The organism is Tamlana crocina (assembly GCF_012037625.1).
In genome coordinates this window covers 64,858-90,096 of the sequence record NZ_JAAVJS010000010.1, presented here as the reverse complement: position 1 = coordinate 90,096, position 25,239 = coordinate 64,858, and the positions used below count along the sequence as shown (strand labels likewise).

Below are 25,239 nucleotides of genomic sequence, written 5' to 3'. Positions count from 1 at the left end.
ATATTAAATATAACCACCATGAAAAAACCTACTTTACTCATCAAGGGTTTGCAAATCCTACTGTTGTTATTCAGCATGCAAACCATTGGTCAAAATTTAGAGCCTTTTGTGCCCCGTTATGATGATGCTATTAAAGGCGATATGCTTTTAATTGGTAACAGTAACATTGGTGTGCACCAAACCAATCCTTACAACGGAACCCGAAACAATGAAAGTAGTACTTACCGAGGCCGTATGGTATACGTTGATATTGATGGAGATGCATCAACGTTTAACTCGAGTATGGCCGAGTTGGATATTCCAAGCGATAGTAACTGTTACCAAATCGCATATGCCGGTTTGTATTGGAGTGCCGTAGTAGAGGGAGATACCCCAAGAGAAAATATAAAATTTAAAACGCCGGGCAGCAACTCATATATTGATATTACCGGAACACAGGTGTATTACCAAAATTCGAGTAATGACCGGAACTCGAATGCCTATGTTTATTATCATGACGTTACTAGTTTGCTAGCAGGATTGGCTAATCCAGAAGGTGAATATATGGTGGCAGATATTTCATCAATGACTTCACAAATGATGCGAGATGGCGACGGATATAATCAAGAAGGTTTGTCGGCTGGTTGGTCACTTTTTGTTATTTATGAAGATCCTACAATGCCTAGTCAGTACATAACATCATTCGATGGATTTACTAAAATTAACAACCGTACTCCCAATAACGAAGCCAGTTTTTTAATTAATGGCTTTAAAACCATACCTGTTGGTCCTGTTAGGGCCAAATATGCCTTTTCGGCCATTGAAGGCGATAGAGGATGGACCAACGATTATTTGGAAATTAACGGTACCAGAATTAGTGCCACAGATGCATCGGGGAACACCATTCGCCCAAGCAACAACTTTTTCAATAGTTCGGTGTCAATTATCGACCCAGCTACAAATGCCCCGGTTCTATTTACCGATAGAAATCCCACGAGTTCAAATACTCTAGGGTTCGATGCCGGAATAGTTAGTATACCGAACCCAGGGAACAACGTTATTAATAACGGCGATACGTCTGCCACTATAAAATTAGGTACTAACACCGATATTTATTACTTCTATTTTAGTGCATTTGCGATTGAAATTATTGCACCAAATATCGTTTTAACCAAAATCGTTGAGGATGAAATGGGCAACGATATTGGTAATCAACTTGTAAATTTGGGAGATGAGCTTTATTATACTATCGGTTTTCAAAATACAGGAAATGACGACGCTACTAACTTAATTATTAGGGATATTCTCCCAGAAAATATTGTATTCAATTACCCAACCGATTTAGATGTGCTACCTACAGGGGTTAGCGTACAAAGTTATGATGAGACAACACGTGAAATTGTATTTAGTGTAGACCGCTCTGTTGTTGAGGAAAACGATCCTGTTTCCGAAATACGTTTTAAAGTAACTGTGGTGTCTTCGTGTAGTTTGTTGAATGATGCCTGTTCGAACATCATCAGTAATCAAGCTTTTGCTACTTACCAAGGTACAATAAACCCTAATTTTACAATATCAAACGATCCTAGTTACGCGACTAATGTTGGTTGTTTGTTAACTCCCGGAGCAACTAATTTTTTAGCGGATTTAAATTGTGACTTCGAAGAGGAAGTTATCCTTTGTGGTGATAATGTTCAGTTAACTGCAGGAAGTGGTTACGACTCTTATACTTGGTCTACAAGCCCATCGGGAACACCTGTTATAGGAGATACGCAATCTATTACGGTTACCGAAGTGGGCACGTATTACGTTCATAACGCTGCAACGGCACCTTGCCAATCCATCGATCAGGTTTTTGAAGTGGTTACTTATGGTGCGGGCGTTGAAAACCCAGTTATTCCTTATGCCAATCAAGTGGTAACTTGTCCTAACGATGGAAAACAACTGCCCAACATATTTTTATGTGGTGCCAACGATTCCAGAAATATAGAAACCGGAATTACCGATGCTACATCAATGATTTGGGAAATTCTTGATGAAACCAGTTGTTCTGCCGTTGCCAATGAAGATTGCGCCAACGAAGACCCCGGTTGTACTTGGAACCAAGTTGAAACTGGTCCAGATTTTTTGGTTGATACAGCAGGGCAATACCGATTGACTTTAAATTATACGGGTGGGTGTTTCAACCAGTTTTATTTTAACGTTTATAGTAATTTATTGGAGCCAACAGTAACTTCACGAGATATTTATTGTAATACTCCCGGTGAAATTGTTGTTGGGGGAGTGCCTAGTGGGTATGAGTACAGTATTGATGGGGTGAATTACCAATCTAGCAATACATTTTCAGTGACTACGGCAAACTTGTATTCCGTTTATATTAGGCAAATAGGTGTAAGTCCAAATCCTTGTATTTTTTCTGTGCCAGATGTACAGATCCGCAACAGGGATTTTACCATTTCATCCATTATTACTCAACCTTTTTGTCATGGTGAAAAAGGAAGTATATCGGTGGCTGCAAATGATGTAAGGCCACAGTATTTCTTTGAGCTATATGATGGAGTAATCATCGTAAATAGTGTGGGGCCAATTTCCCAAAGCGATTATAAATTTGAAAATTTGAATCCCGGGAATTATACGGTAAACGTTTCCACCGAAGATGGTTGTACAGGTTCTGTTGATGTGGAAATTATCGAACCGCCTTTATTGGAAGTTACAGCGGCACTAACCAATCCGCTTACATGTACCGATGGAGAAATAACAGTGTATCCCACTGGAGGAACGGCACCTTACTATTACTATGTAAATGGCAGCACCGATTTCCAAAGTACGCCAATAATTCCAGTGACAACCGCTGGTGATTACGATATTTTGGTAATTGATTCCAATAACTGTTCGGCTGAAACTACTATTTCAGTGGAAGCAACTCCAGCACCGGATTTCACGGTATCGCAGACCGACATCTCTTGTGCGGAAAATGCCAATTCTGGGTCTATCGAAATCAATGTTATCAACCCCAACGGCAACATTTTGGAATATAGCATTGACAACGGTACAAGCTATTCAAATTCATCAGTCTTCAACGGACTTACAGTGGGGAATTACGATGTGGTCGTGCGCTACACTATGGGGTCCGATGTTTGTGAGACTGCCCCACAAACGGTTACCATAACTTCTGCAACAGCTATTTCAGGTACTGCCAACGTAACTACGCCATATAATTGTGTCACCACAGGCGAAATTACAGTTTCAAGTGTGACAGGTGGAACCGCACCTTATGAATTTAGTTTAGACGGTGTGAACTTTCAATCGGGGAACACATTTTCGGGCTTGACTGAAGGGAATTATGCCATTACCATCCGCGATGCTAGCAACTGTACTTTTATTACTACTCCTGCAACGATTGACGCTTTGGATCCGCCAACAAATTTAGATTTTAATGCCACACCATTAAGCTGTCCAGCATTGACTTCTGATGTTACATTAACTGTAACTGGAGGAACTCCAACTTTGGAGTATCGAATAGTTTCTCCAACGGCAACAACTTTCCAAAGCTCCAGTACATTTACAGGATTAGCTCCAGACACCTATACTTTTGAGGTTCGCGACGCTAATGATTGTAGTTATTCCGAATCATTTACTATAGCACCGTTGCCAGCTTTGACAGCAAATACGGTTATCACAAAAAGTTTAGATTGTACTACTTCACCAGACGGGATTATTAGTACAAATATCTCTGGTGGAACCGCGCCATTTTCATACCAAGTATCATTTAACGCAGGCGCCTACGGAAGTGTCACTTCAGTAACAGGAAACAGTTTTGTGCACACCGCGTCAACCGATGGAACATATCAATTCCTTATAACGGATGCGAACAACTGTACGGTCGAAACTGGCGTGCATACTATCAACGCGATTTCGTTGCCAGAAATCACTTCCGTGGTGCAAACGCAGCCGATTTTATGTAGCGGCGACAGCAATGCGGCCATTCAGGTGAATATCAATAACAGCGTGGGCACTCCTGCGTTTACCATCAATGTCTTAAACAATACAACGGGAACGGATTATGGTACGCAAACCTCTGGATTGACAGCGGGCGACTATACCATTACACTCACCGATGCTAATTCCTGTACCGATACCGAAACGATAACCATCAATGAACCGACGCCGATTGCGTTGGATTTTGATGTAGACCCTGTTTCATGTCAGGCAGGGGGCGTTTCCTTAGGAAGAATAATCATTAATTCGGTGAGCGGTGGAACGCCCAATTATTCCTATCACGTTACGGGTGTAAATGGTTATGACCAGGAAATTTCCAACCAAACGGGAGGCATTCAGGTTTTTGAGGTTGTGGATTTCGGGCTTTATGAAATCATCATTACGGATGCCAATGGCTGTTCGGTGATTGAACAGGATATTTTGGTGGCATCGCCGCCAGACGATTTGAACATTGCAACTTTTTCACCACCAGCGGATTGTTCAACCGGAGGTTCGGCGACAGTAACCATTGGTACACCGTTATCAGGTTCAGGACCATACCATTTTGCCATCTACACTGGGCCGGGCATGAGTTACCCTGGAGTGGGCACCTGGCAGGACGAAATCCCTGCCGGAAGCGAAAGCACCACGTTTACGAATTTAATTCCTGGAGCTACTTATACCTTTATCGTGTACGATGAGGCAACCCAATGTTATTATTACGAAACGGCCGATACGTCCATCCCAACCAACTCCCAATTAGGCATTAGTGCTTTGGTACCGAACAACATCACTTGTGTGGGAAGTGCCGATGGCAATGTCAGTTTCGATATCAACAGTGTTTACGGTTCTACTACCGATGTCTCTTATGAAATATTCCATTCGCAATCCTTGGCCACAACAGGCTTATCGGGTAGCGGTACAGTTCCTGTCAATGGAACTTTGCAAATAACTGGTTTGGGCAATCTGGATTTCGGTAATTACGTGGTGGTTATTACCGAACAAGCTGGGGCTACCAATGCCGGGTGTAGCATCGTTTCTGGGCCGTTCAATATTACCGAATCGGCCATCGATTTAAGTATTACAGCATCTGTAGAAAAAAATGCGAATTGTAATTCCAACTCAGGTGTAATCAGTGCCATCGCTAATGATGGAACACCGCCATACCAGTACCAAATGACCACTTCGGCCACGCCACCGTTGGACACCGATCCATCATGGGCTTCTGCCAGCACGTTCAATGCTGATGCTGGAAATTATTATGTACATGTTATGGATGCCTATGGCTGTATCCGTTCTACATCTGTTATCAATCTAGGTTCAGACCCTACACCTGTTGTTGCGGCTTCCGTTAACAATTTATGTACGGCTACCGAAGGGAATTTTCAAATAGACGTTACCCTGCCAACAACGGGGGTAGCACCGTACAGTTACAGTATTGATGGAGGAGCTTTCCAAACAGGTAGCACACCATTTGCTATTTCAAATTTGGCATCGGGAACGCATACCGTTGAGGTACGTGATGCCAATGGCTGCGGAAACCTAGTTTCTATAGATATCGAAGCACCGATAGATTTGGTGCCGGAAGTAACGGCCATAGCCACTTGTAACGATGACGACGGACAAATAACTGTAACGGGCTCTGGCGGTTCGGGGACCTATAATTATACCATCAGTCCCAATCCGGTTTCGATAAGTCTTGCGGGCAATATGTTTTCCGGTGTACCATCGGGCACTTACACGGTAACCATAATCGATGCCGTTACATCATGTTCAGCAGACGCGACTATCGTGGTTCAGCAGGCAACACCACCTACATTCACAACTACACCAACAGCGGTAACTTGTTTTAGTGATAATAATGGCTCGTTCGAAATCAGCGTGAGCGGTTACAGCGGCCCATACAATTACGAGGTTTTCGATAGTTTAGGAAACTCGGTGACCGGGCCCCTAGCGGCAAACACAAGTACAAACCCGATGGTTGTAAATGGAATGACGGCCGGAACGTTTACGGTGGTAATCACTGAAACAGCAATGCCATTCTGTTCGGCCACCTCTAATGTAACAATCAATTCACCTTCGGAAGCGTTGACTTTGACTGTTGATGAGACCTCGAACGTTACGTGTGATGACGGAATGGGCACCATCTCGGCTGTGGCAAACGGCGGATGGGGTGATTACGAGTATGAACTTACGGGAACGGCAACGGTGGCCTATTCTTCCAACGGAACATTCAGCAATTTATCAGCAGGCACCTATACCGTTAATGTGCGCGATGCCGGGGGGTGTATCGTTTCGGAAAATATTACTTTAAGTTTACCTACTCCAATCAGTGCCAACGTTACTGCTAGCACAACAATGCTAGATTGTTTCGGAGACGATAATGCGTCCATTACGGTTTCAGCTAGCGGAGGACAGGGTAGCAATTATTCCTATACACTGAATAGGGTAGCGCCAACGGTAAATTCGTCAGGGCCACAAACCAATCCAGTATTCAATAATTTAGGGGCAGGAACTTATAACGTCACTGTTACCGATGGTTACAACTGTGAATTTGTTTCCGCAGATATTGTCATCGATCAGCCCACGCCTATTGAAGTAGATTTGGTAAAAGAAACGACTGCAACCTGTTTAACCGACGCCTCGTTGACCTTGAGTGCCACAGGTGGTACGGGAAGTTATGAGTATAGCGATTCGGCAAATTTTGCAACGGTTATCGGTACATTTACCACATCGGTGACTTTCCCAGTTTCCGATGGCACTTACCAATATTATGTTCGTGATGCCAATGGTTGTTCGGGAGCCGTTTCCAACGAAATAACCATCGACCCGCTACCAGATTTAATAGTCAATTTAGACACCTCAAATGCCAAAATCAATTGCGCTGGCGATGTTACAGGCGTTATCGTGGCGGAAGCACGGGGCGGCTTGGGCAATTATGTTTATACCCTGCAGGACGCAGCTGGAAACGATATCACTCCAGTAACCCAAGACAGTCCAGGGGTGTTTACAGAGTTGCCTGCTGGCGATTATCAAATTGAGGTAGAAAGTGGTGACTGTTTGGTGACTAGTGCACAGGTTACCATCAGTGAACCAGCTACGCCATTAACAGCAAATTTTGTTGCCAGTAACGTAACGTGTCCGGGAACTAACAACGGCCGATTGGAAATTACTGCAGCGGGAGGAACGGGCATTATAAAATTTGCCATTTCTCCACAGTTGAATCAATTTTTCGACGATCCTGTTTTTGAAAACTTAGCTCCTGGCGATTACCAAGCCATGGCGCAAGATGAAATGGGCTGTTTCGTACTTTACGATTTCACTATTGAAGATGCCGTGCCCGTAGTGCTTAGCATCGTGCCGAATTCTATTATTCCCGAAGTATGTTCGGGTGATATGAATGGAGAGTTCAGTATTGAAATTTCAGGAGGAAATATGCCTTACAGTGTGAGTCTGGATGATTACGAAGGAACTTATACCACAGGCGCAGCTAACCAGACGCAATTCGATTTTACTGGATTAGCCGGTGGCGACCATATCGTTTATGTGCGCGATGCTTTAGGATGTGAAACTGAATGGAATATTACTTTCCCAGAATCGGTGGCAATAAATCCTGTTGCCGAAGTAGTATTCGATTGTGTCAACAATATTTCCATCAATACGGTTACTGTATCGGTAGATGAAAGTGTTGACCCAGCTGAATTGGATTATTCTTTAAATGGCGGAGCGTACCAAGCGAGTAACATTTTTGTTGATGTACCGGCTGGTGTGGGGCATTATGTTGATGTGAGGCATACCAACGGCTGCATCCAGCGTACACCTTTGTTTGATGTGGAACAGTTTGAACAACTTCAGTTGGCTTTAGATGACGGTGAAATAAATTTGATTAAAGCGATAACTGTTGGTGGGGCTGAGCCTTACGAATATACCCTTAATGATGTAGCATATGGAAGTGAAAATGAATTCGTGATATACGAATCAGGTAATTATACTGTTACGGTAACCGATAGTAATGGTTGTACCGCAAGTGCCACACGATATTTTGAGTACATTGATTTATGTATCCCTAATTATTTTACACCAAATAATGATAACCATTTGGATAAGTGGGGGCCAGAATGCATCGGTCAGTATAGAAATATGACCTTCGATATTTTTGACCGTTACGGCAGAAAAATTGCCACGTTGGATGTTAATAATAAATGGGATGGAAAGTACAACGGCAAAGATCTGCCTACGGGTGATTATTGGTACGTTGTGAAACTGAACGACCCGAATGACGACCGTGATTTTGTTGGTCACTTTACACTGTATAGATAATGAAGTTGGCAAATCCCTCAAAAAAGAGCAACATGAAAAAATTAACCTTAACCATATACGTTCTGCTTTTGGCCTTGACCACCAGTTTTGGTCAGGAGCTGAACTTGCCCGTGTTTACCCAATATCTGGCCGACAATAATTTTGTGGTATCGCCTACCTATGCAGGTATCGGTGATAATGTAAAACTTAGAGCCAATGGTTTAACGCAGTGGGTAGGCATAAAGGGCGCGCCCGACAACCAATCGTTTTATGGCGATGTTAGAATTGCAGACCGTACCGGTGTGGGGCTTTCCCTTTACAACGACCGCAACGGGAACACCATCCAGACAGGAGCGAAATTTTCGTTTGCCCATCACCTAATTTTAGATTATTATGCTAAGATGTACCTTTCCTTGGGAATTTCTTATAACCTGAACAATTTTAGGATAGACACAAGTAATTTTATTTCATATAACGATCAAGGTGTACCTATTGATTTTGATGCATATGTAACCGATGAAAGAAGAACCACCAACCATAATTTTGATGTGGGCGCACTCTTCCGGTTAAAGGGCTACTTTTTGAGTTTCAACGTTAATAATGTTTTGGATAAAGACTTTGACCAAAACTTGAGGAAACTTGAGCCCAGTTTGTTATTAAACTATCAGTTTTATACAGGGTACACTTTTAGAGGTCCGAAGAAAAGTGGATTGGAGTTTGAGCCATCCATGTTCATGCAAATGTTCAGTAGCGACAAGCGTTCCAGTACCGATGTCAACTTCAAGTTTAGGAAGTACAACCGTTACGAAGATTATTATTGGGCGGGCATATCGTACCGTTTCTTAAACGACCAGTTTTTCAAACCATTGAATGTGGGACCGATGGTGGGCTTCAAAAAATCAATCTTTTATTTTGGATACGCCTACCAGATTACCACCAACGATCTCTCGGGCTACAACTCCGGAACCCATGTGGTGACCATCGGGCTAGACTTCCTGCAGGGCATAAGCAACTGCCCCTGTACCCAGGATCCCGTGCACCATTGATGACTCATCAGTTAAACAAAAAATAATTTGCCTGTGCCCGTTTTCGGTACGGGCTTTTTTTAAGCATTTTTTAGGGGTTTTGGGGCTGTTCAACCCTACATAAAGAATATATTTGCAGGAATTTTATAAAATTTAAAAACCTACGCAATGTTTTTTTCGTAGGTAGTTTAAAGCAAAGCATGAGGCATAGTTAATCGCTCAACTTTTCTTAAAACATATTAATTCATAATAAATCAAACCATGCAACCATTCAAAAAGAGATTTCAAGTGTCAAAAATTAGTATCCTTTTTACCTTGTTTTTATTTTCTATTTCAATTTTAAGTGCCCACGAAATTAGCGGCACAGTAGTTTCTAAAGAAAAAGGCGAACCCATTCAAGGAGTTGGGGTTTATAACAAAACCAATGGCGCCTATACCTATACCAATATTTCTGGCTATTTTGAGTTGGATGATGTGTCATTAAATGACGAGATCTTTTTTTACAGTTTGGGTTACGAAAATACTTCGATTGTAATCACCGAAGTTCAGCTTTCAACAAAAATCATAGTAGCATTGAAAGAATCGCCCGCATCATTGGATCAAGTTTTAATCGTGTCGAAACCCAATGTGCTGAGTACCTTTTTGAATGTCGATTTAAAAACCAACCCCGTTAAATCTTCACAGGAAATTCTCCGAAAAGTGCCTGGTTTAATGATTGGGCAGCATGCCGGAGGTGGTAAGGCCGAACAAATATTTTTGCGAGGTTTTGATATTGACCACGGTACCGATATCGCCATAAATGTTGATGGCATGCCCATAAACATGGTATCGCATGCGCACGGGCAAGGCTATTCGGATATGCATTTTATCATCCCCGAAACCATTGATAATATCGATTTTGCCAAAGGAAGCTATTACGCCAATAAAGGCAATTTTAACACGGCTGGTTACGTGGATATTGGCACCAAAAAAACGATTAAAGATAATCTGGTATCTGTGGAAGCTGGGCAGTTTAGCACCTTGAGGGCATTGGCTATGACTAAAATTTTGGAGGAAGAACATAGCAGTGCCTATGTAGCTTCAGAACTGATGTTGTCTGATGGTGTTTTCGAATCACCACAAAATTTCAACCGTTTGAATATCATGGGGCGTTATCATTTCAATAACCACCAAGACCAAGAGTTGAATTTGTCGGTGTCACATTTTCAAAGTAAATGGGATGCTTCGGGGCAAATTCCCGTTAGGGCTGTAGAGCAGGGTTTAATAGGCCGTTTCGGTGCGATTGACGATACCGAAGGTGGTAACACGAGCCGAAGCAATATTTGGGTGAACCACACCAAACAATTGGATTCGCATTCTAAAATTAAAACCGATGCTTATGTGTCTAAATATGATTTTGAACTGTTTTCAAACTTCACTTTTTTCTTGGAAGACCCCGTAAATGGCGATCAAATCCATCAAAAGGAAAATAGGACTATTATTGGAGCTACGTCGGTTTACGACCAGGCCATTCATTTAAAAAACAACAATTCGCATTTAAGATATGAATTAGGAACAGGATTTAGGTACGACGATGTTAACGATGTACAATTATCGAAAACATTGAACCGACAAACCGTTTTAGAGCGATTGGCCTATGGGAATGTGGATGAGTTGAACGCCTTTGCTTTTGCTAGCTTAAATTGTAAAACAGGAAATTGGACGCTGAATCCAGGAGTAAGACTCGATTATTTTAAGTTCGATTACGAAAATTTACTTACTGAAACTTACGATAACAAAAGTGAAAATAAAACCAAGGTAAGTCCGAAATTGAATGTCATTTACGCTGCTTCACCAAAACTGCAATTGTTTGCAAAAACAGGATTAGGGTACCATTCTAACGATACTAGGGTGGTGGTGGCCAATGGCGGCGAGAAGATTTTACCAACATCTTTTGGAAGTGATTTAGGGGTGATTTACAAACCGCAAAACCGACTGATATTTAATGCAGCGCTTTGGAACTTATTCTTGCAACAGGAATTCGTTTACGTTGGCGATGCCGGAATTGTGGAGCCTAGCGGAAAAACCGAACGCTACGGTATAGATTTTGGAATGCGTTATCAGCTAAACAATTGGTTGTTTTTCAACACCGATTTAAATTATACCTATGCCCGTAGCAGTGAAGACCTAGATGGTGAAAATTATATTCCGTTGGCACCAGATTTTACGTCAACTGGTGGATTGAGTATAAAAGACTGGAAAAACTTTTCCGGAGGAATTAATTACAGATATATTAAAGACCGTCCGGCGAATGAAGATAATTCGATTGTTGCCGAAGGTTATTTCGTCACTGATTTGAACCTGAACTACACGCTTAAAAATTGGACTTTTGGTTTAATTATTGAAAATCTGTTTGACACTGAGTGGAACGAAGCTCAATTTGCAACAGAAAGCAGGTTGTTTAATGAACCCGAATCTGTTGAGGAAATTCATTTTACACCAGGGGCACCGTTCTTTTTAAGGGGAAAAATTTCGGTTAGGTTTTAAAAACCTCTGCCAGTCCGTGTGCGATAATATAGTATTGAAAAAAAATGGTATCGAGAATTAAATCGATACCATTTTTTGTTTAATGAGGTGTTTAAGTTTTAGATTTTTTACTCTAAAATTTTAATCATTTTAAACGATTTGAAAAGGTGAAATACACCGGGGAGAATGACGAGTCCGCCAATAATCAACGAAATGCCCAAAACATTTATAGTGCTATCGGTGGCAGCGGTTTCAATAATGCTCATTTCGGTGTTCGAAGCAATAATTAAATTAGGGTAATGGGTATTCAGTGCAGCCAAAATAATGAGAATCACTTGAATTCCAGCCAAGGCTCTACTTACTATTTGTCTGGCGTCTTTTATGCTTTTCATCAGTGGGAAAATTAAAACTCCCGATAGCGCCACAAGACCGATAGTATATGGATTTTTCAGAAAATCGGTGACGAATTTAATTTCAAAAATCATTCCGTAGCTAAGCACGATAAAGCCTAAAACAATAACTGTAATATTGGCTATTCTTGATTTTTTAACATAGATAGGTCGATTGGTTTCGTTGGTTTCCCCAATGAGTAAAATTGACGTGAGGAAAGCGCACAGGGCAGCAAAAAAGAGTCCCACCAAAATGGAAAATCCGTTTAACCACGGATTTACAAAAAGTTCAGCAAACGAGTAATCGGTGTAGTTTTCAGCGATAATCAATTCGCCGGAAATCATAGCACCTGCGGTCATTCCCAAAAAAATAGGGGTCACAAAACTTGAAATCCGGAACATCCAGTCATATACAATCTGAGATTTATCTTTATAAGCATCATAATGCCTAAATACAAACGCCACGCCGCGCATAGTTATTCCCAATAAAACCAGAGTGAGCGGTATGTGCAAATACACGACTAAAACATTGTAAAACTCCGGAAACCCCACCCAAAGCACAACCACTAAAATGATGATCCAAATATGGTTGGCTTCCCAAACAGGACCCATAACGCTGTAAACTGTTTTTTTGGTGATTTTTTGGTTTTGCTCCGAAGAAAACAATTCCACAATACCTGCTCCAAAATCTGCTCCAGCCAATATCACGTAAAGTAGCAGAGATACCAATAAGAAAAAGAGAACGACGTATAGCATATTAATCAGTTTTTGAAGTATTCAACGATTTGATTTGGCGCGCCATCAACCAAGTTACGGCAATCGTTAGAATACCGTAAAGGAATAGGTAAAAATAGAAACTATAAATCATGCCCGGCATGGGGGTAACAGCATCTTTGGTGCGCATTACATTATGGATTATCCAAGGTTGGCGGCCCACTTCAGTAACAATCCATCCGGCTTCCAAAGCAATGAATCCAAATGGAGCGAGTATGGCAAATAATAGCCAGTACCAATTTTTATTCCACCACGATTTTCTTTTTAAACTAATGAAGAATAAACCGCCAACAACCATAAGCAAAGTACCAATGCCCACCATAATTTGAAAGGCATAATGTACCATGGGCACGTTGGGTTTTACATCATCGGGAAAATCGTTAAGGCCTTTTACTTCGGCATCAAAATCGCCAAAGGCTAAAAAAGATAGCGCTTTTGGAATTTCAATTTTATGTGAAACGGAATTGTTTTCAGCGTCAACAATACCGCCAATATACAATGGAGCTCCCTTTTGGGTTTCGTAGTGGGCTTCCATAGCAGCCAGTTTTACGGGTTGCCGCTTGGCAATGTCTTTAGCCGAAAGATCACCGCTTATCGGTTGTAAAATAGCGGCAACGGCACCAAAGGTAATGGCTATTTTAAAGGCTTTTTTATGAAGCTCAACTTGTCGCTGTTTGTAAATTTGATAGGCATGAATTCCAGCCACGGCAAAACCAGTAGCCGTAAAAGCGGCCAAGGTCATATGAAGGGCTTGCGTGAACCAAGCGGGGTTGAAAAAGGCCTCGACAGGGTCGATGTTTAGAAACTGCCCATCGATATAATCGAAACCTGATGGCGCGTTCATCCATCCATTGGCTGAAACCACCAAAATACCGGAAGCCACACCAGATAGTCCTACAATAACCCCTGTAAACCAATGGAATTTTTCTGGGATTTTATCCCATCCGTAGAGGTAAAATCCGAGGGCAATGGCTTCTACAAAAAAGGCTGCACCTTCCAACGAAAAGGGCATACCAATAATGGGGCCGGCATATTTCATAAATTCGGGCCAAAGCAAACCCAATTCAAAAGAGAGTGCCGTACCAGAAACAGCTCCCGTTACAAAAAAGATAGCTACACCTTTTTGCCAAGATTTTGTGAGTTTCAGGTAAATGGGATTTCTGGTGTTGAGCCATTTTTTATGTGCGATAACCATAAAAAAAGGCATAACCATACCAATACAAGCAAATACAATGTGAAAAATGAGGGTAAATGCCATTTGCAATCTTGCGGCATCTAAATTATCCATGGAGAAGGCTTTAAAGTAATACTACAAAGATACTTTATAAAGCTTAATTTTTGGGTGATTTTCATTACAAAAAAAAGTAATGAATACGTAGAATTTTAAATAATTCATTTAGATAAAATTAATTTTGATTCTAAACGATTAATTGACGGTTCATTTTAATAACCCTTCCTGGGTTGCCAACAACTACGGCATAATCGGGTACGTCTTTCAAAATAACAGAGCCAGCGCCAATGGTACACCATTTTCCAATTTTAACTTTCGGAATAATTACCGCGCCAGCACCAATATGTGTACCTTCGCCAACTTCAACAAGGCCACAAAGTGCAGCATTAGGTGAAATATGTACAAAATCGTGAATTATGTTATCATGATCAACGCTGGCTAATGTGTTTATTATAACGTGTTTTCCTACTATTGTGTTAGCTTGGATTACTGCCCCAGCATAGATTACAGTACCGTCTCCTATTCTTGAATTGGGGTCCATTATCGCGGTACGGTGGATTGCTTTTGTAAATTTGGTCTTTAGAAATTCGGCTATATTGTTTCTTTGCTTGTTGTCTCCAATGGCAATAATAAAAGGAGCACCTTCGTGGGGGAAATCTAAGCTGTTCTTTCTATTTGTTACGGTAATGTTTTTTGATAATGGATGACTAAGACAGGGATTATCGTCAAAAACCTCACAGATTTCAACTCCATTTTGTTTTAAAACAGACTGTATAACTTGTGAGTGGCCCCCAGCTCCATAAAGTCTTACTTGTTTACTGTCATTTTTGTCAGTCATCAACATATTTGGTTAATCTGTATTGATTAAATTCAATACAATAAATCAAATGTATTTAACCTAGAAAACCTAAAATATGACAACGGTCAGTAAACGATGTTTACGAGCCTATAGTAAACAAATATACCCTTACTTAATTATTGTTCCACAATTTCAACTTCAAAAAGTTTATCCCATCGCTTTCCGGTAACGAAAATGGTATTGGTTTTTGGATTGTAGGCAATGCCATTAAGTACATCCAAACCTTGGTGCTGTGTTACTTTGTTTTTTAATGGTGTAAAATCGATAACGCCTTCAATAGCCCCATTTTTAGGGTTGATGATGGCCACCCCGTTTTTTTGGTAGCGGTTGGCATAAATTTTTCCATTGATCCATTCCAGTTCGTTGATGCCTATAATTTTTCCTTTGTTGGTACATACTTGAATGTAATCTTCCTCCACCAAAGTTTCTGGGTTTAACGACCAGATTTTTTCCGAACCATCGCTTTTGTAAATAATGTCGTTATCGTTACAAAGGCCCCAGCCTTCTTTACTGTTACCGTATTTAAAGTTTTCCAATTTTTCAAAGGTGTTAACGTCGTAAACAAAACCGACACCTTCACGCCATGTAAGCTGAAAAACCTTATTGTTTAAAATAGTGAGACCTTCGCCAAAATATTCATCGGCCAAGTTAATGTTTTTAAGCACTTTTCCCGTTTTATAGTCTACTTTACGGAGCTTAGATTCTTTGTACTGCCCAGTGCTTTCATAAAGTGTATCGTTATAAAATTCAATGCCCTGAGTGTAAGAGGTAATATCGTGAGGGTACTCGTTTATAATTTTGAACTTATATATTTTGGGCGTTTCACTACTCAAAATGGTAATCTGTGAGGATACGGTTGATTGCTTTTCACTATTGTAATACACCTTGGCCTCAATGGTGTGTTCGCCTAATTTGAGATCGTTGAGCGGTAGGCTAGAAGCTATTTTTTTATCATCAATGGAATAGACAACCGAATCGATTTGGTGGTCTTTTTTGTTTTCTAAAGTGAGTTTTAGTGTTTCAGAATCTGAAATATTACCTTTTTTTGCGTTGGTGGTGATGCTAAAATCACTTTTTTTATTTCCGGTGTTAGATCCGCAACTAAAAACAAGTGCGCTTAAAAATATGATTGTGAGATATTTGAATCTTGTCATGGTTTAAAATGTAATTTTAGGCAAGATATTTATTAAAAATCAGTTTAAAAAATCATTGCGAAAGTTTTAAAAGGTTGTATCTTTGCACTCGGCAAGTCCTACACAACCAGCTCCTGTTGAATCCTCCAGGTCGGGAACGAAGCAAAGGTAAATGGTCGTAGCGGTGTGATGTAGGTAGCTTGCCTTTTTTTGTACAATAAATTTAAATCTTGAAAGCTTATGCGAATCAAGATTTTTTAGTTTATTGCACCTTTAACTTCAAAAATTTCACTAATGTCTAAAGTTGTTTTGATTACCGGAGGTTCTTCTGGAATAGGAAAATCCATGGGAGAATTTTTAACCGAAAAAGGTTTTAAGGTTTACGGTACTAGCCGAAATCCCGAAAAATATCAAAATAGCAAGTTTCCTATTTTGTCTTTAGATGTGAAGGATAACGTCATTATAAAACAAACGGTTTCAGAAATCATTTCGAAAGAAAACCGTTTGGATGTGGTAATTAACAATGCTGGTGCTGGTATTACCGGGCCTATTGAAGAGATTCCTGAGGAAGAAATTAAAAACAATTTCGACACCAATTTTTTTGGCCCCATAAATGTGATTAAAGCTGTGTTGCCGCAAATGCGGAAACAACATTCTGGACTTATAATTAATATCACTTCAATAGCGGGTTATATGGGTTTGCCATATCGAGGTGTTTACAGTGCCAGCAAAGGAGCGCTAGAGCTATTAACCGAAGCGTTTAGAATGGAATTGAAAGATTTTAATATTGAAATGACTAATGTGGCTCCCGGCGATTTTGCAACCAACATTGCCGCAGGACGCTATCATGCCCCGCTTTTAGATGATTCACCCTATAAAAAGCCTTATGGGAATACACTAAAATTAATGAATGAACATGTTGATAGCGGCAGCAACCCGAATCTGATGGCAGAAGCGGTTTATAGCATCATCAACACGCCAAAACCAAAGGGGCACTACAAAGTAGGGGAGTTTATGCAGAAATTTTCAATTGTGCTGAAACGCATTTTACCCGATAAGATTTATGAAAAACTTTTGATGAATCACTACAATCTGTAACCGTCAGTCTATTGATTTATTAATCCCAATAATTGCTCTTCAAAGTGCGAAGAAAAAATGTTGGTATGGCTATTTATTATTTTAGAGTGTTTGTCTAAAATAATAGTTTTGGTCATAGGGTATATAGCCAATACTTCTTTACCTTTCTTGGCGTCTTTAAGCTTGTATTCGTTAGTTTGATCGAACTGGTGGCCTTCAAGCATTTTTTGAGCTTTTTGAACACCGCACTTATCAATATTTATAGCGATAAAATTAACCTCTGGATATTTGGTTTTTAGCTCATTGATTTTATAATGCGATTCCTTAAAATGGTCGTAATACACCTGAGACCAAAATGTAATCGCTGTAGGTTTGTTTACCAATTTGTTGATGCTTGTCGTTTTGTTGTTGTAGCTCACTACATCGACAATAGGAAGTTTAGATCCTTCTTTTAAAGCGTTTAAGGATTTGGTGTAGTGCACCATCATATCCTTTTGCTTTTGGTTATTGCTTTTTTCTAGATATGAATTTAAAATTTCATTGTTGTCGTGTTCATTTTTACTTTTAGATAAAAATCGCATGGTAAAATGGTACAACAAATCTTCTTTGGTATCTGAGTTTTCAACCAAACCGTCAATTAAATTGAGTCTGTTTAAGTTGTAACATAACGATTTTCTACTGAAATTTTCCGTAGTGCAATTTTCGTCAAACATTTTTAAGGATATGTTGCTAAAATGATGCCTTAAAAAAGCGATGTAATTATGGTAGGTGCTTAAAAACTCGTCGTTGTAATTGATATCTTTCCGGTAATCATAAAAATCATTAGGCAAAGATTTTAAAATAGCCACTTTATCCTGCCCGTAGTGCACAAACGGATAGACCTCTTTATTGGAGTAATAGCTATAATTAATGTTCGATTCGGCGATTTTCAAAAATAAATCAGAAGGTTTGTGCTTGCTTTTAAAGTGCTCCAAAGCCTTTACCCTTATAGATTTTAAGGAATCGACATGGTTTTTGTAGGCCTCTGGACTTAATTGACAGAGTCTAACAATTTGTTTTTCCTCTTTTTCGTTTTCTAAAAATTCATTAATGAGGTAGTTGTTTTTTTTATCGCCTTCACCGGTAAACACCAACGATTCATCAAACTCCAGAGTATTAAGCCTAAACAGGATACTGTCTTGGGGCTCAAGTAAAATCATTTGGAATTCACCACCGTGCCTAAACGTATAAAGGCCTTGTTGTAAATCATCAATTTTATATAAAAATCGGTTTCTGCCATCCAGCTTAACGGTGTCTATAACTGTTTCATTTCTAGATAGTACAACGTAGTTGGTGTTGGGGTTTATAATTTCACCACCAAAATAGGCGTAATTAGCAAGGTTGTCATTTTCCTTTTTACAGCCTAAAACAGTAATCAGTATAAAAATAAAGGCAGTGTAAAGCTTCATAAATCCGTCGTGAGAGTGTATTCTTTAAAGCAAAAGTATATCTTGTATTTATAAAGTCTTGTTAATGCGTTGTTAAATGTTTCCTAATCAAAGCAGTATATAATTAGTACAAATAACCTAAAAAAAGTGCTAATTATGAAATGATGAATAAAATAATTGAGTAGCGAAGTTTCGTCTTACCAATGTAATTCTCTACTTTTGCAAAAAAATAAAAAATCCTATATGTTATCAGTATCAAATCTTTCGGTTCAGTTTGGAAAACGTGTTCTTTTCGACGAGGTGAATACCACGTTTAACAATGGCAATTGCTACGGAATTATTGGTGCCAATGGCTCCGGAAAATCTACATTTTTAAGAATTCTTTCCGGAAAGCAGGAGCCCACTTCTGGCCATGTGTCGCTTGAAACCGGAAAACGCATGTCGGTGTTAGAGCAGGAACACAATTTGTACGATGAGCATACGGTACTGGAAACGGTATTGATGGGAAATAAGCCGCTTTTTAAAATTAAAACGGAAATTGACGCGCTTTATGCTGACTATAGTGATGAAAATGCTGAAAAAATAGGAGAGCTTCAAGTTGAATTTGAAGAAATGAACGGTTGGAATGCCGATAGCGATGCGGCCGCTATGCTTTCAAACTTGGGCATCAAAGAAGATTTGCACTACACCATGATGAGTGATCTGGATGGTAAACAAAAAGTACGTGTGCTTTTGGCACAAGCACTTTTTGGAAACCCCGATGTGCTGATTATGGATGAGCCTACCAACGATTTGGATTACGAAACCATTTCGTGGTTGGAGAATTTTTTGGCCAATTACGATAACTGTGTGATTGTCGTATCGCACGACCGTCACTTTTTGGATGCCGTTTGTACGCATATTTCAGACATCGACTTCGGAAAAATAAATCACTATTCCGGTAACTATACGTTTTGGTACGAGTCGTCGCAATTAGCGGCAAAACAGCGCGCACAACAAAACAAAAAAGCAGAGGAAAAGAAAAAGGAATTGGAAGAGTTTATCCGTCGTTTTTCTGCTAACGTCGCCAAAAGTAAACAGGCTACCAGTAGAAAGAAAATGATTGATAAGCTTAATGTTGCCGATATACGCCCAACTAGCCGACGCTATCCTGCCATTATTTTTGAACGTGAGCGTGAAGCTGGCGACCAAATTTTGAATGTTGAAGGATTGTCAGCATCGTTGGATGGCGACGTGTTATTTAAGGACATCGATTTGAATTTAGCCAAGGGCGATAAGGTAGTAGTCTTTTCAAGAGATTCGAGGGCTACCACCGCGTTTTACCAAATTTTGAACGACAAAGAAAAAGCCGATGCCGGTAAGTTTGCTTGGGGAGTTACCACTACACAATCTTATTTGCCTTTAGATAATAGTGAATATTTTAACAACGACTTAAATCTTATTGATTGGTTACGCCAATGGGCAAAAACCGAAGAAGAACGAGAAGAAGTTAACATTCGCGGATTTTTAGGGAAAATGATTTTTAGTGGAGAAGAGGCTTTTAAAAAATCATCAGTATTATCGGGAGGTGAAAAAGTAAGATGTATGTTATCGCGAATGATGATGCAAAGAGCTAATGTTTTGATGCTGGATGAACCAACCAACCACCTAGATTTAGAAAGTATTACGGCGTTTAACAACTCGCTTAAAAACTTTAAAGGGACTGTGTTGTTTACCACACACGACCATGAGTTTGCACAAACCGTGGCCAATCGAGTAGTGGAGCTTACACCAAATGGGGTGATAGATCGTTACACCACATTTGATGATTATATGCAAGACAAGAAAATCAAGGAATTGCGTGAAAAAATGTACGCGGTTACAGCTTAATTTAAATATCTCTTATAATTGAAAAACCTCGAAGTGATAAGCTTCGAGGTTTTTTATTTAGGTGTTTTTTATAAGTTTTACTTATTCCTGTAATTCGGTAGATAGTGTTTTTATTGCCTTTAAAGCACGATCCAGTTCGTCTTTGTGAACATGTATTTCTTGAAAACCTTGACCAAAAGTACCAAAACCAGCTAATCTAGCAGATTCCGATTCATCTTTAATAATCGCGCAAATATTGATTTTTTCCAACTCACTAAAAATGCGTTGCACTTCAATAAAACTTCCCGAAAATATTTTAATGTAGTTTGACATGGCTATAGGGTTTTAAGGTTTTACGTTTTTAAAAAGAGGGATATATTAGCAATTTAATATTTGTATTAAGCTTCAAGTTCCGAAGTTAAATGCTCCACAATGGGCAGGGCTTTTTCTATTTCGTCTTTATGTACCGATATTTGATGGAGGGAGGCATTGGTAGAGCCAAATATGGGGGCCAACCCATAATCCGATTCATCCTTTACCACAGGAATAATGTCTTCATTTTCCAGAGCGGCAACAATGCGTTGCACCATGGCGTAATCTCCAGTGAAAATCTTAATGTAGTTCGACATGGCATTCCGTTTTATTGGTTTCCTCTCCAATTTACTAAAAATTATTGAATAAGAACCCAGTTTACGGAAACAAGTGGTTTAAAAATGGCCCACTAAACCAATTTGATTGGGCTTAATAGCCAATCGCCACGATATTTTTTTTGAATCTCTATTCGCGGCACTGTACACTTTCGTGTTGTTAAGGAAACGGTCTACACAATCGACCACAATAATGCTAATAGCGGCACTAAAAGCGGTGTCGGTTACCCAATGGGCATTTGCAGTAAGCCTGGAAAGCGGTATGATTGAACCTATGGAATAAGTGGCGACTTTTGCCCAGGTACTATTGAATTGTTTGGCAATAGAGTGTGCCATGGTCATCGATAAAATGGTATGTCCTGATGGAAAGGAGTGAAAAGCGCCTTCTGGTGAAAACGGCTTGAAATCAAAAGCACCGTAACCCGAATTGGGTCGTGCACGCCCAATGGCATTTTTTGCGAAACTTTGTATAAGGCCTGTGGTTACCGATGATGAAATGATAAGTACGCTGGTTTTTCGGATGGTTTCGCTTTTCGTGATCAAACCCACACCGTACAGGCCAGCATTGACCATAAAATAGTTCTGCGGGCTTCCAAAATACCAACCAAAATCCTTGACCAACTGCGGGGCTTTGGCGTCTTGTCTTTTAAAAAATTGGTTTGCAGGTTCGTCGATGGATGACAGGGCAAGGGTTCCCGCCACTAAAAAACCGAGCGTTTTAAAATCTTTACCTTTCCAATGTGCCGGACGCGAAACAGAGTGTTTTACACTTTGCCAAGTATATTTAGCATCGTGTTTTAACAGTTTCCATCGCGAGAGGCTGTCTACCGGTTTTTTAAGCGTATCGTTTTGAGCAGAAACAGACACCGAAAAACACAGCAGTACAGTAATAAAAAAGCCTCTCATACTTCTATAATTCTAGCGTAATTCTGCACCAAGTTGTTTTTCAAAATTGCTTTGCAACTTGTTCATTATTTTTTCGATTTGCTTATCGGTAAGTGTTTTTTTGTCGTCTTGAAGCGTAAAGCTCACCGCGTAACTTTTTTTGCCTTTTGGTAAGTTTTTACCTTGATAAACATCGAATAAGTTAACGGCCTTTAATAGCTGCTTTTCACTTTGTTTGGCAATTTTGTAAATCGATTCAAAAGTGACGTTGTCGTCCAAAAGTAATGCAAAATCTCGGCGTACTTCGGGATATTTTGGTATTTCTGTGAATTTTATCTTGTTGTGCTTCACTAAATCTAAAATAGTATCCCAGTTGAAATCAGCATAAATCACTTCCTGTGAAATATCGAAATGTTTTAAAACCGATTTTTTTACCAATCCGAAATCGACCAATTTGTTTTTACCTAAACCTAAAGTCAAGCCTTCAGAAAACAAATCGTTGGTGATTGGTGCTTCCTTGAATCTTGAAATGCCCAAACGTTCTAAAATTGAAACAATCAGCCCTTTCATTAAAAAGAAATCACTTTTTTTACTGATATTGGTCCAGTTTTCGGCGTTTTGGTTACCCGTTACAAAAAGCGATAAATGTTTAAACTCTTCGCGTTTATCGTTGTAACCATGATAAGTTTTTCCGAATTCGAATAGTTTTAAATCGGAGCGTTTTCGGTTAATGTTAAACGATACGGCTTCTAACCCAGAAAACAACAATGATTGGCGCATTACCGACAAATCGTTACTCAACGGGTTAAGCATGCTTATGTTGTGCTCTTCTTTTAACTGTTCGCTTAAAGCCACGTAATTTGGTGTAGTAAGCGAATTGGCCATAATCTCGAAGAAGCCTTGCGATACCAATTGGTTACCCACCACGTTCTGTACTTTATAATCCTCAAAACGGGAAGTGGCCGAAATAGAAGCATTTAGCTTTTCAGTAATTTTGATATTGTTATAGCCATAAACCCTTAAGATTTCCTCTATAATATCGGCTTCGCGCTCTACATCGTTACGATAGGCTGGAACGGTTAAGCCCAATCCGGTTTCGGTAACATTGTTCACTTTTATGTCCAAAGAAGTTAAAATACGCTTGATGGTTTCTTTAGGAATTTCTTCACCAATTAATTTTTTGGCATTTTCAAAACTTAATCGGACTTCGAAATCTTGGATTTTCTTCGGATAGAAATCAACAATGTCGCTAGTAACTTCGCCGCCTGCCAATTCTTGAATGAGCAAGGTGGCCCGTTTTAAAGCGTATTCTGTAATATTTGGGTCGATGCCACGTTCAAAACGGAAGGACGCGTCGGTATTCAATCCGTGGCGTTTGGCCGTTTTACGGATGCTCACAGGATTAAAATAAGCACTTTCTAAGAAAATGGAGGTAGTGTTTTCGGTAACACCGGAATCCATGCCACCAAAAACGCCTGCAATGCACATCGGTTTTTCGGCGTTGCAAATCATTAAATCATCTTCGTGCAATTCACGTTCCACGCCATCTAGCGTAGTAAATTTGGTTCCTGCTTCTAGGGTTTTAACTTCAATTTTATTCCCTATTATTTTTGAAGCATCAAAAGCATGCAATGGTTGCCCCAAATCGTGCAGCACATAGTTTGTAGCATCAACTACATTGTTCTTGGGTTCAATGCCAATGGCTTTTAAGCGGTGCTTTAGCCAACCTGGAGATTCTTTTACTCGAAGTCCGGAAATGGTAACGCCACAATAGCGAGGTGCAAGGTCTTTATTTTTAACATCCACATCCATTTTTAGGGTACGATTGTCTACACGAAACGCACTTACTGATGGCGTGATGAGCTCTAAATTGATTTCTTTTTGTACCAATCCGGCTCTTAAATCACGAGCGGTACCCATGTGGCTCATAGCATCGGCACGGTTGGGGGTTAACCCGATTTCAAAAACATGGTCGTTTTCAATATCAAAAATATAGGCAGCAGGTGTCCCGGGTTCCAAATCGGCATCCAAAACCATAATACCGTCATGCGATTTACCCAAGCCCAATTCGTCTTCGGCACAGATCATGCCGTGGCTGGCCTCGCCTCTTATTTTTCCTTTTTTAATGGTCCAAGCTTCACCATCTGGCGTGTAAAGTGTGCTGCCGATTGTGGCAACGGGAACTTTTTGTCCGGCTGCTACATTGGGTGCTCCGCAAACAATTTGTAAAGGCTCGTCATTACCGATGTTCACCGTAGTGACTTTTAGTTTATCGGCATTGGGGTGTTTTTCGCAAGTCAATACTTCGCCAACAACAACGCCTTCCAGTCCGCCTTTTACAGATTGATAATTTTCCACACCTTCTACTTCAAGGCCTAAATCGGTAAGGAGCTCGCTGGTTTGTTCTGGTGTCCAATCGGTTTTAATGAATTGCTTTAACCAGTTATAAGAAATCTTCATAAAGTTTTATACTAATTGAAGCTGCAAAGATAAAATATTGGGGTAAGCATTCAAATATTGTTTGATTAAAAAGGTGATTGAATTTTTAGACTGAAATAGAAAAGTTGTTGAATTTATGTTAAATGTTAAGTTTTTCGAAAACAAAAAAACGAAGCCGTTTCCAGCTTCGTTTTCCAGTATTAAAATTTATGCCAATAACTTATTCCGATTTGGCATAAGTAAATGTGGTTTTAGTGCTAATAGTCGTACCGTTTACATCTGTAAAATTGTAAGTACCCTCAAATGTAAAAGCAGTATTTTCGTCATTAACATCAATGGCAAGAGCTTGGCTGGTGCAGTTGCCCACAAATCTGAGAGTGCCGGTTTCGCTGAGTTCCCACGTGCCCGATACTTCGTTTTCGTTGTTGCAGCCGGTTGCCGTTTTTCCTAAAGAATAGGTGTAGCTTCGGTCGTTACCAAACTCGTAAACTAAGTCTTTTTCACAATCGGTAAATTGTCCGTAAATATCGGTGCTGGGATTGTCCGTATCGTCGTCGGTAAGGTCAATCTCATCTTCGGCAACAATACTTTGCAATGTCCAGGTACCGGTAAAGGTGGTTTCGGTAGTGCTCAATTCACCTGAAATGGCTTCTGGGCATTGGATGTCATCCGAACTGTTATCACAACTCACAAATAGTACGCCTGCGGCAATTAAACTTTTTACTAATAAAATAGGTTTTCTCATAA

Annotated in this window: 15 protein-coding genes and 1 other RNA gene; 6 read left to right on the top strand and 10 right to left on the bottom strand. The window is 40.0% G+C overall.

From position 1 onward, the window contains the following. The first annotated feature begins 18 nt into the window (after window positions 1–18). The 3 genes from HC176_RS08800 to HC176_RS08790 all read left to right on the top strand — a co-directional run bounded on the left by HC176_RS08800 (window position 19) and on the right by HC176_RS08790 (window position 11,804). Window positions 19–8,274, top strand: coding sequence for a T9SS type B sorting domain-containing protein (locus tag HC176_RS08800; protein ID WP_167917826.1), 8,256 nt, complete (start codon window positions 19–21; stop codon window positions 8,272–8,274). 32 nt (window positions 8,275–8,306) lie between these two features. Next, window positions 8,307–9,299 (top strand): PorP/SprF family type IX secretion system membrane protein, encoded by a 993-nt coding sequence (locus HC176_RS08795; RefSeq protein WP_167917825.1) that lies wholly within the window; start codon window positions 8,307–8,309, stop codon window positions 9,297–9,299. Between the two features lie 240 nt (window positions 9,300–9,539). Further along, window positions 9,540–11,804: a TonB-dependent receptor gene (locus tag HC176_RS08790; protein ID WP_167917824.1), complete on the top strand. Its 2,265-nt coding sequence runs from the start codon at window positions 9,540–9,542 to the stop codon at window positions 11,802–11,804. Window positions 11,805–11,911: 107 nt separating this feature from the next. On the opposite strand, the gene HC176_RS08785 is transcribed toward HC176_RS08790, so the two are convergent. The 4 genes from HC176_RS08785 to HC176_RS08770 form a co-directional block, all read right to left on the bottom strand. Further along, the gene (locus HC176_RS08785; protein ID WP_167917823.1) at window positions 11,912–12,928 is read right to left on the bottom strand and encodes a cytochrome d ubiquinol oxidase subunit II; all 1,017 of its coding nucleotides are present in this window, start codon (window positions 12,926–12,928) and stop codon (window positions 11,912–11,914) included. A 1-nt stretch (window position 12,929) separates the two neighbouring features. Next, entirely contained in the window at window positions 12,930–14,234 is a 1,305-nt protein-coding gene (locus tag HC176_RS08780; RefSeq protein ID WP_167917822.1) for a cytochrome ubiquinol oxidase subunit I, read from the bottom strand. A 130-nt stretch (window positions 14,235–14,364) separates the two neighbouring features. Next, window positions 14,365–15,015: an acetyltransferase gene (locus HC176_RS08775; protein WP_167917821.1), complete on the bottom strand. Its 651-nt coding sequence runs from the start codon at window positions 15,013–15,015 to the stop codon at window positions 14,365–14,367. A gap of 137 nt (window positions 15,016–15,152) precedes the next feature. Continuing rightward, window positions 15,153–16,190 carry a glutaminyl-peptide cyclotransferase gene (locus HC176_RS08770; protein WP_167917820.1) on the bottom strand — a complete coding sequence of 346 codons (1,038 nt, stop codon included), beginning with the start codon at window positions 16,188–16,190 and terminating at the stop codon, window positions 15,153–15,155. Between the two features lie 89 nt (window positions 16,191–16,279). Between HC176_RS08770 and ffs the strand changes: the two genes are divergently transcribed. After that, an RNA gene (ffs, locus tag HC176_RS08765) (signal recognition particle sRNA small type) lies at window positions 16,280–16,378 on the top strand. Window positions 16,379–16,463: 85 nt separating this feature from the next. After that, window positions 16,464–17,267: an SDR family oxidoreductase gene (locus HC176_RS08760; RefSeq protein WP_167917819.1), complete on the top strand. Its 804-nt coding sequence runs from the start codon at window positions 16,464–16,466 to the stop codon at window positions 17,265–17,267. Between the two features lie 8 nt (window positions 17,268–17,275). Here HC176_RS08760 and HC176_RS08755 read toward each other — a convergent pair whose 3' ends face one another. After that, window positions 17,276–18,694 (bottom strand): TlpA family protein disulfide reductase, encoded by a 1,419-nt coding sequence (locus tag HC176_RS08755; protein WP_167917818.1) that lies wholly within the window; start codon window positions 18,692–18,694, stop codon window positions 17,276–17,278. A 222-nt stretch (window positions 18,695–18,916) separates the two neighbouring features. Between HC176_RS08755 and HC176_RS08750 the strand changes: the two genes are divergently transcribed. Next, complete coding sequence (locus tag HC176_RS08750) at window positions 18,917–20,542, top strand: ABC-F family ATP-binding cassette domain-containing protein (RefSeq protein ID WP_167917817.1); 1,626 nt, start codon at window positions 18,917–18,919, stop codon at window positions 20,540–20,542. Between the two features lie 81 nt (window positions 20,543–20,623). Here HC176_RS08750 and HC176_RS08745 read toward each other — a convergent pair whose 3' ends face one another. The 5 genes from HC176_RS08745 to HC176_RS08725 all read right to left on the bottom strand — a co-directional run bounded on the left by HC176_RS08745 (window position 20,624) and on the right by HC176_RS08725 (window position 25,237). Beyond that, complete coding sequence (locus tag HC176_RS08745; RefSeq protein ID WP_167917816.1) at window positions 20,624–20,854, bottom strand: putative signal transducing protein; 231 nt, start codon at window positions 20,852–20,854, stop codon at window positions 20,624–20,626. A 65-nt stretch (window positions 20,855–20,919) separates the two neighbouring features. Continuing rightward, the gene (locus HC176_RS08740; RefSeq protein ID WP_167917815.1) at window positions 20,920–21,150 is read right to left on the bottom strand and encodes a putative signal transducing protein; all 231 of its coding nucleotides are present in this window, start codon (window positions 21,148–21,150) and stop codon (window positions 20,920–20,922) included. 78 nt (window positions 21,151–21,228) lie between these two features. Continuing rightward, window positions 21,229–22,074: a phosphatase PAP2 family protein gene (locus HC176_RS08735; RefSeq protein WP_167917814.1), complete on the bottom strand. Its 846-nt coding sequence runs from the start codon at window positions 22,072–22,074 to the stop codon at window positions 21,229–21,231. A gap of 12 nt (window positions 22,075–22,086) precedes the next feature. Continuing rightward, window positions 22,087–24,513 carry a phenylalanine--tRNA ligase subunit beta gene (gene pheT / locus HC176_RS08730; protein ID WP_167917813.1) on the bottom strand — a complete coding sequence of 809 codons (2,427 nt, stop codon included), beginning with the start codon at window positions 24,511–24,513 and terminating at the stop codon, window positions 22,087–22,089. 199 nt (window positions 24,514–24,712) lie between these two features. Next, window positions 24,713–25,237, bottom strand: coding sequence for a DUF5004 domain-containing protein (locus HC176_RS08725; RefSeq protein ID WP_167917812.1), 525 nt, complete (start codon window positions 25,235–25,237; stop codon window positions 24,713–24,715). Window positions 25,238–25,239: the final 2 nt, after the last annotated feature.